Source organism: Enterobacter sp. CPE_E1241, from assembly GCF_045618265.1.
In the GTDB taxonomy this organism is placed as follows: domain Bacteria; phylum Pseudomonadota; class Gammaproteobacteria; order Enterobacterales; family Enterobacteriaceae; genus Enterobacter; species Enterobacter adelaidei.
Window position 1 is genome coordinate 3,519,601 of record NZ_JBIWYV010000001.1, and the last position, 16,120, is coordinate 3,535,720.

General features: G+C 56.0%; 14 protein-coding genes. 2 read left to right on the top strand and 12 right to left on the bottom strand.

What is annotated here, in order from left to right; all coding sequences use genetic code 11:
- Positions 1 to 6 precede the first annotated feature (6 nt).
- From ACJ9Y9_RS17175 to ACJ9Y9_RS17200, 6 genes are all read right to left on the bottom strand, one after another.
- Positions 7 to 1,035 carry an ABC transporter permease gene (locus tag ACJ9Y9_RS17175; protein WP_010433895.1) on the bottom strand — a complete coding sequence of 343 codons (1,029 nt, stop codon included), beginning with the start codon at positions 1,033 to 1,035 and terminating at the stop codon, positions 7 to 9.
- Positions 1,036 to 1,046: 11 nt separating this feature from the next.
- Complete coding sequence (locus tag ACJ9Y9_RS17180; RefSeq protein WP_028016112.1) at positions 1,047 to 2,594, bottom strand: sugar ABC transporter ATP-binding protein; 1,548 nt, start codon at positions 2,592 to 2,594, stop codon at positions 1,047 to 1,049.
- Positions 2,595 to 2,645: 51 nt separating this feature from the next.
- Positions 2,646 to 3,575 (bottom strand): sugar ABC transporter substrate-binding protein, encoded by a 930-nt coding sequence (locus ACJ9Y9_RS17185; RefSeq protein WP_028016111.1) that lies wholly within the window; start codon positions 3,573 to 3,575, stop codon positions 2,646 to 2,648.
- 31 nt (positions 3,576 to 3,606) lie between these two features.
- Positions 3,607 to 4,593: an inositol 2-dehydrogenase gene (iolG, locus tag ACJ9Y9_RS17190; RefSeq protein ID WP_028016110.1), complete on the bottom strand. Its 987-nt coding sequence runs from the start codon at positions 4,591 to 4,593 to the stop codon at positions 3,607 to 3,609.
- 289 nt (positions 4,594 to 4,882) lie between these two features.
- Positions 4,883 to 6,808, bottom strand: a complete 1,926-nt coding sequence (gene iolD / locus ACJ9Y9_RS17195; protein ID WP_028016109.1) for a 3D-(3,5/4)-trihydroxycyclohexane-1,2-dione acylhydrolase (decyclizing) — start codon at positions 6,806 to 6,808, stop codon at positions 4,883 to 4,885.
- An 11-nt stretch (positions 6,809 to 6,819) separates the two neighbouring features.
- Positions 6,820 to 8,325, bottom strand: a complete 1,506-nt coding sequence (locus ACJ9Y9_RS17200; protein WP_028016108.1) for a CoA-acylating methylmalonate-semialdehyde dehydrogenase — start codon at positions 8,323 to 8,325, stop codon at positions 6,820 to 6,822.
- A gap of 292 nt (positions 8,326 to 8,617) precedes the next feature.
- Here ACJ9Y9_RS17200 and ACJ9Y9_RS17205 point away from each other — a divergent pair, with 292 nt between their 5' ends.
- Positions 8,618 to 9,451 (top strand): MurR/RpiR family transcriptional regulator, encoded by an 834-nt coding sequence (locus ACJ9Y9_RS17205; RefSeq protein WP_028016107.1) that lies wholly within the window; start codon positions 8,618 to 8,620, stop codon positions 9,449 to 9,451.
- Between the two features lie 55 nt (positions 9,452 to 9,506).
- Here the strand turns inward: ACJ9Y9_RS17205 and ACJ9Y9_RS17210 are convergent, their stop codons facing one another.
- The 4 genes from ACJ9Y9_RS17210 to ACJ9Y9_RS17225 form a co-directional block, all read right to left on the bottom strand.
- Positions 9,507 to 9,884, bottom strand: coding sequence for a DUF1641 domain-containing protein (locus tag ACJ9Y9_RS17210; protein WP_028016106.1), 378 nt, complete (start codon positions 9,882 to 9,884; stop codon positions 9,507 to 9,509).
- Positions 9,884 to 11,080, bottom strand: a complete 1,197-nt coding sequence (locus ACJ9Y9_RS17215; protein ID WP_028016105.1) for an NAD(P)/FAD-dependent oxidoreductase — start codon at positions 11,078 to 11,080, stop codon at positions 9,884 to 9,886. Before ACJ9Y9_RS17215 ends, ACJ9Y9_RS17210 begins: the two co-directional genes overlap by 1 nt.
- Before the next feature lie 218 nt (positions 11,081 to 11,298).
- Positions 11,299 to 11,661, bottom strand: a complete 363-nt coding sequence (locus ACJ9Y9_RS17220; protein WP_032666651.1) for a YcgJ family protein — start codon at positions 11,659 to 11,661, stop codon at positions 11,299 to 11,301.
- A 257-nt stretch (positions 11,662 to 11,918) separates the two neighbouring features.
- Positions 11,919 to 12,404, bottom strand: a complete 486-nt coding sequence (locus ACJ9Y9_RS17225; protein WP_028016103.1) for an N-acetyltransferase — start codon at positions 12,402 to 12,404, stop codon at positions 11,919 to 11,921.
- Positions 12,405 to 12,640: 236 nt separating this feature from the next.
- Between ACJ9Y9_RS17225 and ACJ9Y9_RS17230 the strand changes: the two genes are divergently transcribed.
- Complete coding sequence (locus tag ACJ9Y9_RS17230) at positions 12,641 to 12,859, top strand: hypothetical protein (protein WP_028016102.1); 219 nt, start codon at positions 12,641 to 12,643, stop codon at positions 12,857 to 12,859.
- A gap of 145 nt (positions 12,860 to 13,004) precedes the next feature.
- Here the strand turns inward: ACJ9Y9_RS17230 and guaA are convergent, their stop codons facing one another.
- Together guaA and guaB are read right to left on the bottom strand one after the other, a co-directional pair.
- Positions 13,005 to 14,582 (bottom strand): glutamine-hydrolyzing GMP synthase, encoded by a 1,578-nt coding sequence (guaA, locus tag ACJ9Y9_RS17235; protein ID WP_024908661.1) that lies wholly within the window; start codon positions 14,580 to 14,582, stop codon positions 13,005 to 13,007.
- 67 nt (positions 14,583 to 14,649) lie between these two features.
- Complete coding sequence (gene guaB, locus ACJ9Y9_RS17240; RefSeq protein WP_028016101.1) at positions 14,650 to 16,116, bottom strand: IMP dehydrogenase; 1,467 nt, start codon at positions 16,114 to 16,116, stop codon at positions 14,650 to 14,652.
- Positions 16,117 to 16,120 lie beyond the last annotated feature (4 nt).

Here is a 16,120-nt window from a genome sequence, read left to right on the forward strand (position 1 = left end):
TGATCCTCACAGTGCGCCGCGACGGCTCTTGGCATAGGTGTCGAATGCCACCGCCAGAACGATAATTAATCCGGTGATAATTTGCTGGTAGTAGGCCGAGACGTTCATCAGTACCAGACCGTTAATCAGAATGCCCATGATGATGGAGCCGATAATCGTGCCACCGATGCGTCCGTAGCCGCCCATCAACGACGTGCCGCCAATGACTACTGAAGCAATAACGCGCAGCTCAAAGGAGATCCCGGCCACCGCCTCAGCGCTCCCCAGACGGGCGCTCAGGATGAAGCCCGCCAGCCCAGCCAGACAGCCAATCAGCACATAGACGCTGACCAGCACGCGCTTCACGTTCACTCCTGCCAGACGTGCCGCCTCCGGATTGCCACCAATGGCGTAGACGAAGCGCCCCCAGCGGGTTTTATGCAGCGCCAGATAACCGCCGATGGCGACGATGGCAAAGATCCAGATCGGAATGGAGATGCCGAGCAACTCCCCGCGCCCCCACCAGCGGTAGCCAGGATCGAAACCGGCAATCGGCGCGCCGTCGTTAATCACCAGCGTCAGGCCGCGCCAGATGGTCATCCCGCCGAGGGTAACGATAAACGGCGGCAGGCGCAGGCGAGTGACGCCCAGACCGTGCAGGAAACCAATCGCCGTGCCCATGGCCAGACAGATCCCCAGCCCAATCAGCCAGCTCATGCCGCCCCAGGCGTTCGGGTCAACGGTGGTGAAGTTATCGCCCTTGATTACGTAGGCCGCGGTCATGGCGCACACCGCCAGAATGGAGCCCACGGAGAGGTCAATCCCGGCAGTCAGGATGACAAAGGTCATCCCCACGGCCATGATCCCGTAGATGGAGACTTCGGTCAGGATGTTGAAAATATTGCGTTCAGAGAAAAAGTTGCTGTTCTGCGACTGGAAGAAGATCAGCAGCAGGATCATGAAAATCAGCACCCCGAAGCGCTCGAAGAAGGCGATGGGATCGATGCGTCCGGCGCGTTTGACCGGGGCCTGCGTTTTAGAAATCATCTGCGTCATGAGAAACTCCGTTATGCCGCGTTCAGGGCGTTGTGGTTGATGGCCATCATCGTCATCAGCCGTTCTTCGTTAGCGTCGTCACCGTGGATCTCGCCAGTTACCCGGCCTTCACTGAGGGTGATGATCCGGTCAGACACCGCCATCACTTCAGGCAGATCGGAGGAGATCACAATCACCGCCACGCCCTTTTTCGCCATATCAAACAGCACCTGGTGCACTTCCGATTTGGTCCCGACGTCGATGCCACGCGTCGGCTCATCGACGATCAGCACCCGCGGGTTGAGCGCCATGCAGCGCGCGAGGATCACTTTCTGCTGGTTGCCGCCAGAGAGCTTGCGCACCTCCTGCGCGCTGTTGACCATTTTGATCTGCAGAGCCTGGCGGTAGGACTCAATCAGGTCGTCCTCTTTGCGGGTATTCACGAACCAGCGCCACTGCAGCAACGAGGAGAGGCAGGAGAGCGACAGGTTGTCGCGAATCGACAGCCCCAGCACCGCCCCCTCTTTCTTACGGTCTTCCGGTACCAGTGCCACCCCCTGATCGAGGGCATAAAGCGGGTCGCGCGGCTGGTACGGCACGCCGTCCAGCTCAAAGCTGCCCGAAGTAAAGGCGTCAGCGCCAAACAGGCAGCGCGCCACCTCGGTACGGCCTGCCCCCACCAGCCCGGCAATCCCTAAGACTTCCCCGGCGTGGACGTGGAAACTGATGTCATGCAGAGCGATACCGTGTGGATCCAGTGGCGGTTTTTCCCGGCTTAACCCCTTCACCGACAAACGGACAGGTTTGTCTTGATGATGGGTTTCGCTGGCAGGGCGGCGGTTAAAGGCCACGTCACGCCCTACCATCAGGCGGATCAACTGCTCTACGTTGGTCTCCGCTACCGCGCCGGTGCCGGTGAAACGGCCATCCTGGAAAACGGTGAAACGATCGCAAAGCTGGAAAACTTCATGCAGGCGGTGAGTGACATAAATAATGCTCACGCCACGGTTTTTAAGCTCCCGCACCACGCGGTGCAGGCTTTCCACCTCGCTGTCACTCAGCGCGGCGGAGGGTTCATCCATGATGATCAGCCTGGCATTCAGGGTCAGCGCCCGGGCAATCTCCACCATTTGCTGCTGGGCCACGCTCAGACGGGCGACGGGCGTGGTCGGTGCGACGTTCAGTTGCAGATAATCGAGAATCACCTGCGCTTCCTGATTGACCGCTTTTTCGTCGACGATCAGGTTACGTTTGCGCGGTTCGCGTCCGAGAAACATGTTTTCCGCGACGGTCATATTGGGCAGCAGGTTGAATTCCTGATAGATGGTAATAATGCCCTTGTTCTGCCGTTCTACCGGGGAGTCGTCCACCGGCAGCGCTTCACCGTTGAACCAGATCTCCCCGCGCGTCTGCGGCTGTGCGCCCGCGAGTGCCTTCAACAGCGTGGATTTCCCGGCGCCGTTCTCACCCAGCAAAGCGTGAATTTCACCCGTGCAGACGGTGAGCTGGGCGCTGCTCAGCGCCCATACGCCGGAAAAGCTTTTTGCCAGGTCGGTTACTTTCAGTAAGGGTTGCGACATCAGCCTGCTCCTTATTTATGGGGAGCCGCCCGTACGGCGGCTCCGGACAAATCAGTTACCGGCCTCAGCAATACGCTCAGCCTGCTGCAGGTTCTCTTTGGTGATCAGCGTCGGCGGATAGTCCGCCCCGGTGATGGCTTTTTTCTCACGTACGTTAGCCACCAGCTGGCTCATCGCCGTGGTCACCGCAAAGCCCGGGCGCTGATCCGCCGTGACCGCCAGCCAGCCGTCGCGCACGCGGGCCAGCGCTTCCGGTACCGCATCAAAGCCGGTCACCAGAATTTCGCCCGGCTTCACACCCTGGCTCTGCAGCGCTTCAATCGCCCCCAGCGCCATATCGTCGTTGGCGGAGAGGATCACCTGCGGACGTTTCGGCAGCGACGGCAGAACGCTTTCAACGATACGCATCCCTTCAGAACGCATCCAGTTGCCGGTCTGATCGGCGACGATCTTGTACTTATCCCCACCCGCCTTCAGGCTGTCGCGGATCCCTTTGGTGCGTTCAATGTTGGAGGAGGAGCCCGGCTGGCCGGTCAACAGAATGATGTCTGCGCCGTTGGGGAATTTAGTTTTGACGAAGTCGCCAATCGCCTGGCCGCCCTTGTAGTTATTGGCGCCAAAGTGCGGCACTTTTTTCTGGCTATCGACGGAGCGATCAAGCGTCACAACCGGCAGCTTCGCATCCTGAATTTCATCTACCGCACTGGAGACCGCGTTCACATCGTTCGGGGAGACGATAAAGCCCTGCGCACCACGGGTGATGGCGTTTTCCAGGTCAGCCACCTGCTTCGGTGAGCTGCCCTGACCGTCCAGTACCTGAAGTTTCACGCCCATCTCTTTTGCGGCTTTCACCGCCGTGCGCTGCATGTGAACTTCAAACGGCATGGCCAGGTTTGGTGTACTGAAAACAAGTTGCTCGTTTTCGGCGAGGGCGGCCCCGGATGTCATGGCGATGAGGGCGGCTAAGATCAGTTTTTTCATTATTATGTCTCTCTGTGTAGGGTTGTTGTGTTTAGAGGACGATCTCGCGCTGGCAACGCAGTGATTCCAGCGCTTTATCCGCGAGGTACAGCGCACGTTCACCATCATCGCCGCTGCAGTCAGGTACCGCTTCGCCGCGCAGGACCGCAACAAAGTGTTCCCATTCCGCGGCGTAAGCGGATTTGTAGCGTTGCAGGAAGAAGTGTTCCGGCAGCGCGCTGGTGCAACCCTGTTTGCCGTAGTGCTGCACCTGGTTTTCAAGGATATTGCCCGCGCACAGCAGCCCTTCGGAGCCGTGCAGCTCCAGGCGCTGGTCGTAGCCGTATGAAGAGCGGCGACTGTTGACGATGGTCGCCATCGCGCCGGAGGCGTACTTCAGAACGATAAACGCGGTGTCGATATCTCCCGCTTCGCCAATCGCCGGATCCACCAGATTGCTGCCCTGGGCATACACCGACACCGGCTCTTCACCCATGATGAAGCGCGCCATGTCAAAGTCATGAATGGTCATATCGCGGAACATGCCGCCGGAAACACGCACGTACTCCGCAGGCGGTGGAGACGGATCGCGGGAGATGATCAGCAGCGATTCCGGTTTGCCGATACGCCCGGCCTGAGCGTCGGTTTTCACGCGACGGAACTGCGGGTCAAAGCGACGGTTAAAACCGATAAACAGCGGTACGTCATACTCCTTGACCACCTTCAGGCAGTCGCGTACGCGGGCAAGATCAAGGTGTACCGGTTTTTCACAGAAGATGGCTTTGCCGTGACGGGCGGCCATTTCAATCAGATCCGCGTGGGTGTCGGTCGCGGAGGCGATCAGTACGGCATGAACGTTCGGGTCGGTCATCGCCTCATCCAGGCTCTGCTGACGTGCCTGATATTGCGTGGCGAGACGGGTGGCGAATTCCTGATTCGGGTCAACCACGGACCAGAGCGTGGTCGCACTGTGGCTGGCGATGTTAGCTGCATGTACCTGGCCAATTCGGCCAGCGCCCAGTAAAGCAATGTTAAACATAACGGCTCCCGGTGTTGGTGAATGCTGTGAACTAACGACACTATAAATAAAACATTTATTTCATTTTTATAAATAGTGAAAATTATGTTTTTGAGTGCGAGTTAACACTTTTGAGATGTATGAGATAAATTTTGTTATCAATCTCACAACATGGAGGAAGGTATGCCCCTCCATTACAAAGGAGCGAGGGAGTGAAAACCGCACCGTACCGTCCCCTCTCCCGTTGGGAGAGGGTCAGGGTGAGGGGAAAAAGAAAAATGAAATGAAAATTTCGTTATGGCAGGAAATCTCAATACTGACGGGCTTTTTTCACCTGAGCCTGCGTTTGCTCGGCGGCCTGGCGCACCGCTGGCGACTCAGCCACCTGCGCATCGCCGGTTCGCCACCATGACGCGTAATCATGGGTCATCGTTTTCGGCAGCACTTTGATGTCGAGGAGCGTCGGCCCCGGGTGGGCGCGCGAGGCTTCCAGCGCCGTCAGCAGGCTTTGCTCGTCATGAACTCGCCATGCTCGACAGCCGTAGCTTTCCGCGTTTTGCGCAAAATCGACCTTCACCAGTGGCCCGTCAAGCCGACCCGTTTTCGGGTTGCGGTAGCGGTTTTCCGTGCCAAAACTCCCCATTCCGTGCCCCATCTGCAGGTTGTTAATGCAGCCGAAGCTGGCGTTATCAAACAGCAGAATGGTGACCTTAATGCCCTCCTGTACGGCGGTTTGCAGCTCTGAATGCAGCATCATGTACGAACCATCACCCACCATGGCGTACACCGGCTGCTGAGGTTTTGCCAGCTTCGCGCCGATGGCCGCTGCGACCTCGTACCCCATACAGGAGTAACCGTACTCCAGGTGGTAACTGTCCGGCGTTTTGACCTGCCAGAGGCGCTGTAAATCTCCCGGCAGAGAACCGGCCGCGCCCACCACGATGGCGTTATCTTCAACATGCTGGTTGATCAGCCCAAGCACCCGAGTCTGGGTCAGGCGGGTGTTGAGCGTTTCACCGTATTCCATGAGCTGCGCATCAAGGTGCCCTGGCACTTCAGGCGCGTCGTCCGGACGCCACTGGCGATCCCACAGGCGACGGCACTCGTCGCGCCAGGCGGACTTCGCCTCAGCGATCGCCTCTCCCCAGCCGCTGCGGTAATCTTTCAGCGCGTGGGTCAATGCCGTCAGCCCGGTTTGGGCATCGGCAATCAGCGCGGTGGCATCCAGCTTCAGGGCGTCAAACTCGGCCACGTTCAGCAGCAGGAACTCGACGTCCGGATGGGAAAAGAGCGCCTTGGAGCCGGTGGTAAAATCGGTCAGGCGCGTGCCGATACCAATCACCAGGTCAGCCTGCGGCGCAAGCTGGTTGGCGGCCATTCCGCCCGTCACACCGACGCCCCCCAGATTAAGCGGGTGGTCACTTACCAGCGCCCCCTTTCCGGCCTGGGTTTCGGCAAACGGCAGTTGCAGCGTTTCAACAAATTCCCGTAACGCCTCATGCGCACCGGAGTAACGCACGCCGCCGCCGCATACCACCAGCGGACGGCGCTTGCGGGCAATCAATGCCTGAGCCTGCGCCAGCCGCTGCGGGTCAGGTGGACGGCGTTCAATATGATGCACACGACGCGCAAAGAAACTCAGGGGGTAATCCCAGGCTTCCCCCTGCACATCCTGAGGTAAGCAAATGGTCACCGCCCCTGTATTTGCGGGGTCAGTAAGCGTTCGCATCGCGCTTAACATCGCGCTCATGAGCTGTTCAGGACGGTTGATGCGGTCCCAGTAGCGGGAGACCGGGCGGAAACAGTCGTTGGTACTGATGCTGAGATCGTGATACTGCTCGATCTGCTGCAACACCGGGTCAGGCTGGCGACTGGCGTAGATATCGCCCGGCAACAGCAGGAGCGGAATGCGATTCGCCGTGGCCGTCGCGGCCGCCGTCACCATATTGGCAGCACCAGGCCCAACGGATGAGGTGACGGCAAAAATACGCTGGCGGCGATGCTGTTTGGCGAATCCCGTCGCCATATGGGCAATCCCCTGCTCGTTACAGCCCTGCATCACCTGCAGATGGCCGGGATCCTGCTCCAGCGCCTGGCCGATACCGAGCACGTTACCGTGCCCAAAGATCGTTGCCACGCCCTCCACAAAGGGCGTTTCGTTACCATCAACGCTAACGTATTGTTGATTAAGGAATCTGACCAGCGCCTGGGCCATGGTCATACGTTCGGTTTGCATAAAACCCCCTGTCAGCCCAGCGTCGGCATGGAGAACGCAGCGCCTGTCTCCTGCTGCATTTCCGGCCAGCGCGCGGTGATGGTTTTCATTCGGGTGTAGAAACGCACGCCATCGTTCCCGTGAACATTGAGCGCACCAAAGATGGAACGCTTCCAGCCGCCGAAGCTGTGGAATGCCATTGGCACCGGGATCGGCACGTTGACCCCCACCATGCCCGCCTGCACCTCTTCACAGAAGCGGCGCGCGCAGCCACCGTCACGGGTGAAAATAGCCGAGCCATTACCATATTCGTGGCGGTTAATCAGATCCACCGCGCTGGCGTAATCTGCTACGCGCACCACAGAAAGCACCGGGCCGAAAATTTCTTCTTTATAGATGGTCATCTCCGGGGTGACGTTATCGAACAGCGTCGGCCCAACGAAATAGCCCTGTTCGTGACCTTTCACGCTGAAGCCACGCCCGTCCACGCGCAGGTTCGCCCCCTGCGCTTCGCCACTGTCAATGTAGCCCAGCACCTTGCTGCGGTGCGCGGCGGAGATCAGCGGCCCCATCTCGTTTTCTGGCTTCTGGTCCAGCCCCGGCCCGACGCGCAGCGCGGCGATCTGTTTTTCCAGCCGGGCGCAGAGATCATCGGCGGTTTTATCGCCCACGGCCAGCACCACGGAAAGCGCCATACAGCGCTCCCCTGCCGCCCCAAAAGCCGCGCCCATGATGGCGTTCGTCGCCATATCCATGTCGGCATCCGGCATTAAAATGCAGTGGTTTTTCGCGCCGCCGAGCGCCTGACAACGCTTACCGTGGGCGGACGCGGTCTGGTAAATGTATTCGGCAATCGGCGTTGAGCCAACAAAGCTCACCGCCTGCACGCGTGGGTCGGTCAGGAGCACATCAACGGACTCTTTATCGCCCTGCACCACGTTGAAGACGCCGTCCGGCAGGCCGGCCTCTTTCAGCAGCTGCGCCAGCGCGAGCGCGAGTGAAGGGTCTTTTTCCGATGGTTTCAGCACGAAGGTGTTGCCTGTCGCCAGCGCAATCGGGAACATCCACATGGGTACCATCGCCGGGAAGTTAAACGGCGTGATCCCGGCGCAGACCCCGAGCGGCTGCATCAGCGAGTGGCTGTCGACGCCCGTGCCGACGTTCGCAGAGTGTTCACCTTTTTGCAGATGCGGGATGCCGCAGGCGAATTCCACCACTTCCAGGCCACGGGTCAGTTCGCCAACTGCGTCTGAGAAGACCTTACCGTGTTCTTCACTGATGATACGGGCCAGACGCTCCATATTCTCTTCAAGCAACGCTTTGAAGCGGAACATCACACGTGCGCGCTTAAGTGGAGCAAAACGCGCCCACGCGGGAAACGCTTGCTGTGCTGCGGCAATAGCCTGTTCGGTTTCCTGTGCCGTGCTCATCACCACCTGGCGGATTTGTTCACCAGTGGCCGGGTTGAAGATCGCCTGAACGCGCTGGCCTGAACCGGTGACACATTCGCCGTGAATAAAATTCGCTACCGTCTCCATCCTTAACCTCTCGCTGTTGATACGTGACTGTTACCTGAACGTTGTGTACTGAACACTATATATGAAACAAATATTCCATTTTAAGTTGAAATAAAATAAATGATGATTATTGTGATCAAGGATGGATTTTTATGTTAACAGCCAACATCACTGACTCAGCCTGAGCTATTAAGGGATTTCGGGCGAGGAAATGACTGAAGCTTCTGTTTCATTTTTGCTGCCAGATGGATGGCCGACATTTAAAAGACGCGGTTTTGCGTTTAGAATCATATGACTGTATTTGGGGGATAACATGACGACAGCAACCAGCCTGAACGAACTGCAGCAGCAAATCCGCGATCGCTACGATAGCCTGAGCAAGAGGCTGCAGCAGGTTTCCCGCTATGTGCTTGATAACACCAACAGCGTGGCCTTTGATACAGTTGCTGTCATTGCCGAGCGCGCCGACGTACCGCCGTCGACGCTCATCCGCTTCGCCAATGCCTTTGACTTCACCGGTTTCAACGAGATGAAACAGCTGTTTCGCATGAACCTGGTGGAGGAGACAGCCAGCTATAGCGACCGCGCCCGGCTGTTTCGCGAAATGGAGAGCGAGGCCGTGCCGGAAACGCCGCTTGATATTTTGCAGGAATTCGCTCGATCGAATGCGCAGGCGTTACAGCAACTGGCCGCCCGCGCCGAACCGGAAATGCTGGAGCGCGCCGTGCAGTTGTTGGCCGATGCCGACACCATCTACATCGCCGGTTTACGCCGTTCCTTCAGCGTCGCGGCCTATCTGACCTATGCCCTGAGCCACCTGGAGTGCCGCCCGATTCTGCTCGACGGGATGGGTGGCATGCTGCGCGAGCAAATCAGCCGCATTAAGGCGCGAGACATCGTGGTGTCGATCAGCTTCTCGCCGTACGCGGAAGAGACGGTGATGGTCAGCGAAACCGCCGCCAGCGTCGGCGCACGTCAGATTGTGATTACGGATAGCCAGATCAGCCCGCTGGCGACGTTCAGCGATCTCTGTTTTGTGGTGAAAGAGGCACAGGTGGATGCGTTCCGCTCCCAGTCAGCAACGCTGTGCCTGGTGCAGTCGCTGGTGGTGGCGCTGGCGTACAGGTTGGGAAGTGGGGACAAATAGTCTGCATTGCCCTTTTGCCGGCCGGGAACGGCACAGCCGCCCCCCGGCATTTTGGTCAGTTCTTTATTTCAGTACACTCCGGGTAGTCTACGGATGAGAGAGCACTCAGGCGTTGCCCCGTAATCTGCAGAACGCGCAGTAGAAGCATAATGCCGCGACGGGTATCTGGATCGTTCAGCATCGAGAACACCTGCCGAAGCGAAACATCCCCTTCCCGGTTAATTTGCTCTCCCCATGCCATGCGTAGCGCAGTTCCGCCTTCCCAGCCGACAGTCACAACATCTTCAAAAACGCCGGCCAGTTTTTCGACCATCGCGTTATCGGTCATTTCAAGCAGGTCCGCCACCAGGGCGAGCAAATCAACAAGATTATTCAGGCGATTGCCGGCCATAAGCGGAGCAAGATTTTTCAGCAATTGTTCCTGTTCGCTCATCAGAACATCCCCCTCACGACACCCCAATACAGTCCACGGTTAAAACCGTTTCGCAGCATGCCACCGAGTTTTGTCGCAGGCACCGGCGTCACATCATAGCGATAGTCATATACCAGCGGCATCCCCGCCCAGAGCCCCATCTGCGCGACGGCCTGAACCCGGCCATCGTAATGATTACCGCTTCCGGGTGGTCTGCCATACAGTTCCGCCACAATATTGTCGACAATGATCGGGGCCTGGTTATGGCACGACCCGCCAGCTTTACTGATAGGGAGATCGACGGTATCGCCGATCACATAAACGCCTTCTAACCCGTAGACGCCCAGCGTTTGGTGATCCGTCGGCAACCAGCCTTCTCCATTCTGAATCTCACTGAGCCCCGTATTACGCACCGCTTCTACCGCCCTGATAGGAGGCGTGGCCATCAGGATGTCGAAGTTCTGCGAATCGCCCTCGGCGGAATACGCGATTTTGCTGTCAGGATCGACATGACTTAAGGTAAAACCGCGCTGGTGCTTTATACCTTTGGCAGCAAAAATATCCCCCAGCGCCTCCCCAACCGGACGTTGCAGGAACAGACAGTTTCGCAGTAATTGCGCTACGGTCGGATAGGTATAAACAATCTCAACCTGATTACGCACCCCACGCTGGCGCAGATAGTCGTCAACCATCAGCGTGGTTTCAATGGGGGCAATGCCGCACTGGTGGGGAACATTCGGCGTTTCCGGGAAAGAGACGGTGATAAAGATTCGTCCCTTTTTAATGGTGGCAAGTTTATGGGCTAATTGTCTGGCCGCCGCGTATTGGTAAAAATGATCGCCCACTTCAGCAAGGCCAGGGATTTTTTGTGGGAAAGGTGTACAGCCAGTAGCAATAACCAGCAGGTCCCAGTCGTAGTATTTCTTACTGGCGCTGTATAAACGACGTTGTTTAAAATCGAAAGATTCTATTTTATCGGTAATAAATTGAATTTCCGGACTCAGTAATTGCCGCTCCGGCCGGGCCAGCTCATGGTGATGAAAGAGGTTAAACGCGACGTACATAAACGCGGGTTTGTAGTAGTGCACCGGTGATTCGGATATCAGCATCAGTTCTACCTGACCGGCGGCAATTTCGCGTCGTAATTTCCTGGCCAGCAGGTTGGCGACAATCGTCCCTCCCGTGCCGCCACCGACAATCATTATGCGGTTTTTCATTCCGTTATTCGCTCATGGTAGTGAATGGGAATTCACGTAACCAGACCGCTTCACTGTTACGCTCAGCTAAAGCGTAGTAACAGAGCAATACTCCGCAATACAATCCTTAATGAAATATTTAATTTCGGCAATCATGTCATCATTTAAAATATACGCTGCAAAATATAATTTATATCCCTATAACGTAGCCTCTGCATGAGATCTCTTTTGCATCATTATTATTCACCAAAGAGCAGCTTTGTGTACTTTTTAGAGACCGCCCCGGAGCGCTGACCATTGGCGCCATAATAGCGATCTTCACGACACAGCCTTTCCTTCACATCGCAGAAAATGCCGTTAGCAAAGGTGAATTCGGTCAGATCGACATCGCTCGATGTGAACACCTCGTTTGCAGCAGCCTTCTTGCCGAGATACTTCTCGGTCAGCTCACGGGAAATTCCCTTGTCATTGGCGCATACATATCGGTCGCAGAGCACACCTGACACTGGCGAATGGAGTTTGGCCGGGGTCCTGGCCTGAGCGGACATGGCGGACACAGCCAGCAGCGCGGCCACAGAGCATGAGAGTATTGTCTTGTTCAAGATGATAACCTCCGTTGGTTAATTAGTGTCGGCTTTACACCGGGCGCGGTGGAACCATCATGAGGGTGAAAAACCCTGGAGGGTTCTGAGTTTCAACAGGAAATGCCCTGTTTAGCTTTTTGTTGACCTAAACAGTCGTCGAAAGTTCAGGTTTGGGGGAATTGTAAGGTCCCTATTCAGGTGGGTCCAGTGTGAGCGAGGAGCGGATTTACCATTATGCTATTTTTATCAACAGGGCGTCTCTTTTCCAGAGTACTTCAGCCTGCACTACGGGCCAGCTCATCTATTTTTGTGCCAAAAACCCGGTGATAGTTAACACTCTTGATAACCTGAGCTCCGAGGGACTCATAAAACTTCTGCGCCAATGGGTCTGCTGCCACAGATAACCAATCGAGTTGTAAACACCCTCGTTCTTGTGCTCGACAGGCTATAAAACTCATCAGCTTTCTACCAATTCCATTCCTCCTGAAAGGTGCAGAAACAAAAAGCTCTTTGATAAACATTTGCCCGCTGAAACGTGGTGAAGGGTACATCACTGATACACATGAAAACGCAGCTATTACTCCATCACAAACCACTTTGTGAACTTCGGTATTAGAATCAAAGGCAAGGACCTTGTCCCTCAGATATACGGTCATGTCATTACGGGACAAGCAAAGCTTCTGATTATAGTAGTGTTCCATCTCGATAAAAATATCAACCAAATCAGGATATTCGTGTGGTTTGCAGATGGTGATGCTCATGCATATCTCCTTAAGAAAAATATATCTATTTTAAATTAATATATAAGCAATAAAGCTATAGCAATAAAAGTTTCTATTGTTAATTGTTAAACTAACCCTGTTGTTCCATAGTTGATTAAAGCATTTTTAGCAAGGAGCGGACGCTGACCTTTCATATTTGTACGATTCACTCTCTGGCCTGATCTGACGTATGTATCATAGATACAGGAACTCACTAGCATGATCGGAGATTGCATATGCTGATATATAACGTTTTTGGACGGCATATTGGCGTTCAACGTAAGAATGAACGCTGGCTGGTATTTCGTGCTGACCTGACGGAGAGAAAGTTTTCTCGACTCTATGACATCGCTATTCCAGACGATATGACTGAAGGCGAGATTGCCGGCTGGCTGGGTGACATTTTCCATGAAGCCGCAACCGATCGTCATCCAAATGTGGAACGCATCGAATAAGGATTTAATGGATAGCATTACGTTGCGCCCGCTCCTGGCACTCACCTGAGATGGTGTTGCCAGCAATGGCCAAAAAAAAGCCCGCAATCTGCGGGCTTAGAGATAATTTAGAACCTGTTAGTACCAGACGTATCCGGTTGGGAAATCATTCCCACTCAATCGTAGCCGGTGGCTTACCGCTGATGTCATACACCACGCGGGAAATACCGTTAACTTCGTTGATGATGCGGTTAGACACGCGGCCTAAGAAGTCATACGGCAGGTGCGCCCAGTGCGCGGTCATGAAGTCGATGGTTTCTACCGCACGCAGGGAGACAACCCAGTCGTACTTACGGCCATCGCCCATTACGCCTACAGAGCGAACCGGCAGGAACACGGTGAACGCCTGGCTCACTTTGTTGTACAGGTCAGCTTTGTGCAGCTCTTCGATGAAGATCGCGTCCGCGCGACGCAGCAGGTCGCAGTACTCTTTCTTCACTTCACCCAGCACGCGCACGCCCAGACCCGGGCCCGGGAACGGGTGACGGTAGAGCATGTCGTACGGCAGACCCAGTTCCAGACCGATCTTACGCACTTCGTCTTTGAACAGCTCGCGCAGCGGTTCAACCAGACCCATCTTCATCTCTTTCGGCAGGCCGCCCACGTTGTGGTGAGATTTGATGACGTGTGCTTTACCGGTAGCGGATGCGGCAGATTCAATCACGTCAGGGTAGATGGTACCCTGCGCCAGCCACTTCACGTCGTCCAGCTTCAGTGCTTCTTCGTCGAACACTTCCACGAACACACGGCCGATGATTTTACGTTTCGCTTCCGGATCGTTCTCGCCTTTCAGCGCATCCAGGAAGCGCTGCTCGCCTTCCACGTGAACGATGTTCAGACCGAAGTGGTCACCAAACATGTCCATAACCTGCTGGGCTTCGTTCAGACGCAGCAGACCATTGTCGACGAAGACACAGGTCAGGTTTTTGCCGATGGCGCGGTGCAGCAGCATCGCGGTCACGGAGGAGTCCACGCCGCCGGAGAGGCCGAGGATCACTTTGTCATCGCCAACCTGCTGGCGGATACGCTCAACGGCGTCGTCGATAATTTTTGCCGGGGTCCACAGGGCTTCACACTGGCAGATGTCACGCACGAAGCGCTCCAGCATTCGCATACCCTGACGGGTGTGGGTCACTTCCGGGTGGAACTGCACGCCGTAGAAGCGTTTTTCTTCGTTTGCCATGATAGCGAACGGGCAGCTCTCGGTGCTGGCAACGGTCACGAAGTCAGACGGGATGGCGGTGACTTTGTCGCCGTGGCTCATCCACACGTCCAGCAGCGGTTTGCCGTCTGCGGTCAGGGAGTCTTCGATACCGCGCACCAGCGCGCTGTCGGTGACAACTTCTACCTGCGCGTAGCCAAACTCACGCTCGTTAGAACCTTCGACGTGGCCGCCAAGCTGCATTGCCATGGTCTGCATACCGTAGCAAACGCCGAATACCGGCACGCCAGCTTCGAACACGTACTGCGGTGCGCGCGGGCTGTTCTCTTCGGTGGTACTTTCCGGGCCGCCAGAAAGGATGATGCCGCTTGGATTGAATTCGCGAATCTGTGCTTCCGTGACATCCCACGCCCACAGTTCACAGTAAACGCCCAGTTCACGTACGCGACGCGCCACCAGCTGAGTGTACTGAGAACCAAAGTCCAGGATGAGAATGCGATGTTTATGAATGTTTTCCGTCATTGACGCTAATTCCGAGGCAAGTGAAACAAAAACAGAGCGCCCGGCAGGAGCCGGGCGCGGAAACTTATCAGGAGCCCAGACGGTAGTTCGGGGACTCTTTGGTGATCGTCACGTCGTGAACGTGGCTCTCCTGGATACCCGCACCGCTGATGCGTACGAATTCCGCTTTAGTACGCAGCAGGTCAATGGTACCACAGCCGGTCAGACCCATACAGGAGCGCAGGCCGCCCATCTGCTGGTGAATGATCTCTTTCAGACGGCCTTTATAGGCAACGCGACCTTCGATACCTTCCGGTACCAGTTTGTCAGCGGCGTTATCGGTCTGGAAGTAACGGTCAGAGGAACCTTTGGACATCGCGCCCAGAGAGCCCATACCGCGGTAAGATTTGTAAGAACGGCCCTGGTAGAGTTCGATTTCACCCGGGGATTCTTCGGTACCAGCCAGCATAGAGCCTACCATCACCGCAGCAGCACCTGCGGCAATCGCTTTGGCGATGTCACCAGAGAAGCGGATACCGCCGTCAGCGATAACCGGAATACCGGTGCCTTCCAGCGCTTCAACCGCGTCAGACACTGCAGTGATCTGTGGAACGCCCACGCCGGTCACGATACGGGTAGTACAGATGGAGCCAGGACCGATACCCACTTTCACCGCGCTGCAACCAGCGTCAGCCAGTGCGCGAGCACCTGCACCCGTCGCCACGTTACCGCCGATGATCTGCAGATCAGGGTATTTAGCACGGGTATCACGAATACGTTGCAGAACGCCTTCAGAGTGGCCGTGAGAGGAGTCAATCAGCAGCACGTCAACGCCCGCAGCAACCAGCGCATCAACACGCTCTTCGTTACCGGCACCCGCGCCAACCGCAGCACCTACGCGCAGACGGCCATGCTCGTCTTTACAGGCGTTAGGTTTACGTTCTGCTTTCTGGAAATCTTTAACGGTGATCATGCCGCGCAGGTGGAAGTTCGCATCCACAACCAGCGCTTTCTCAACGCGTTTTTCGTGCATTTTAGCGAACACGACGTCACGGGCTTCGCCTTCACGAACGGTTACCAGACGCTCTTTCGGTGTCATATAAACACTGACAGGCTGGTTCAGGTCGGTCACGAAACGCACGTCACGACCGGTAATGATACCGACCAGTTCGTTGGCTTCAGTCACAACCGGGTAACCGGCAAAGCCGTTACGTTCGGTCAGGGCTTTCACTTCGTGCAGGGTGGTGGTTGGCAGAACGGTCTGTGGGTCAGACACGATACCGGATTCATGTTTCTTCACGCGGCGAACTTCTTCAGCCTGACGCTCGATAGACATGTTTTTGTGAATAAAGCCGATGCCACCTTCCTGTGCCAGGGCGATAGCCAGGCGCGCTTCAGTCACGGTGTCCATTGCCGCAGAGAGCATAGGAATGTTCAGGCGAATGGTTTTCGTCAACTGCGTGCTGAGATCGGCAGTATTCGGCAGAACAGTGGAGTGAGCGGGAACAAGGAGGACGTCGTCAAACGTCAGTGCTTCTTTAGCGATACGTAGCATGGGC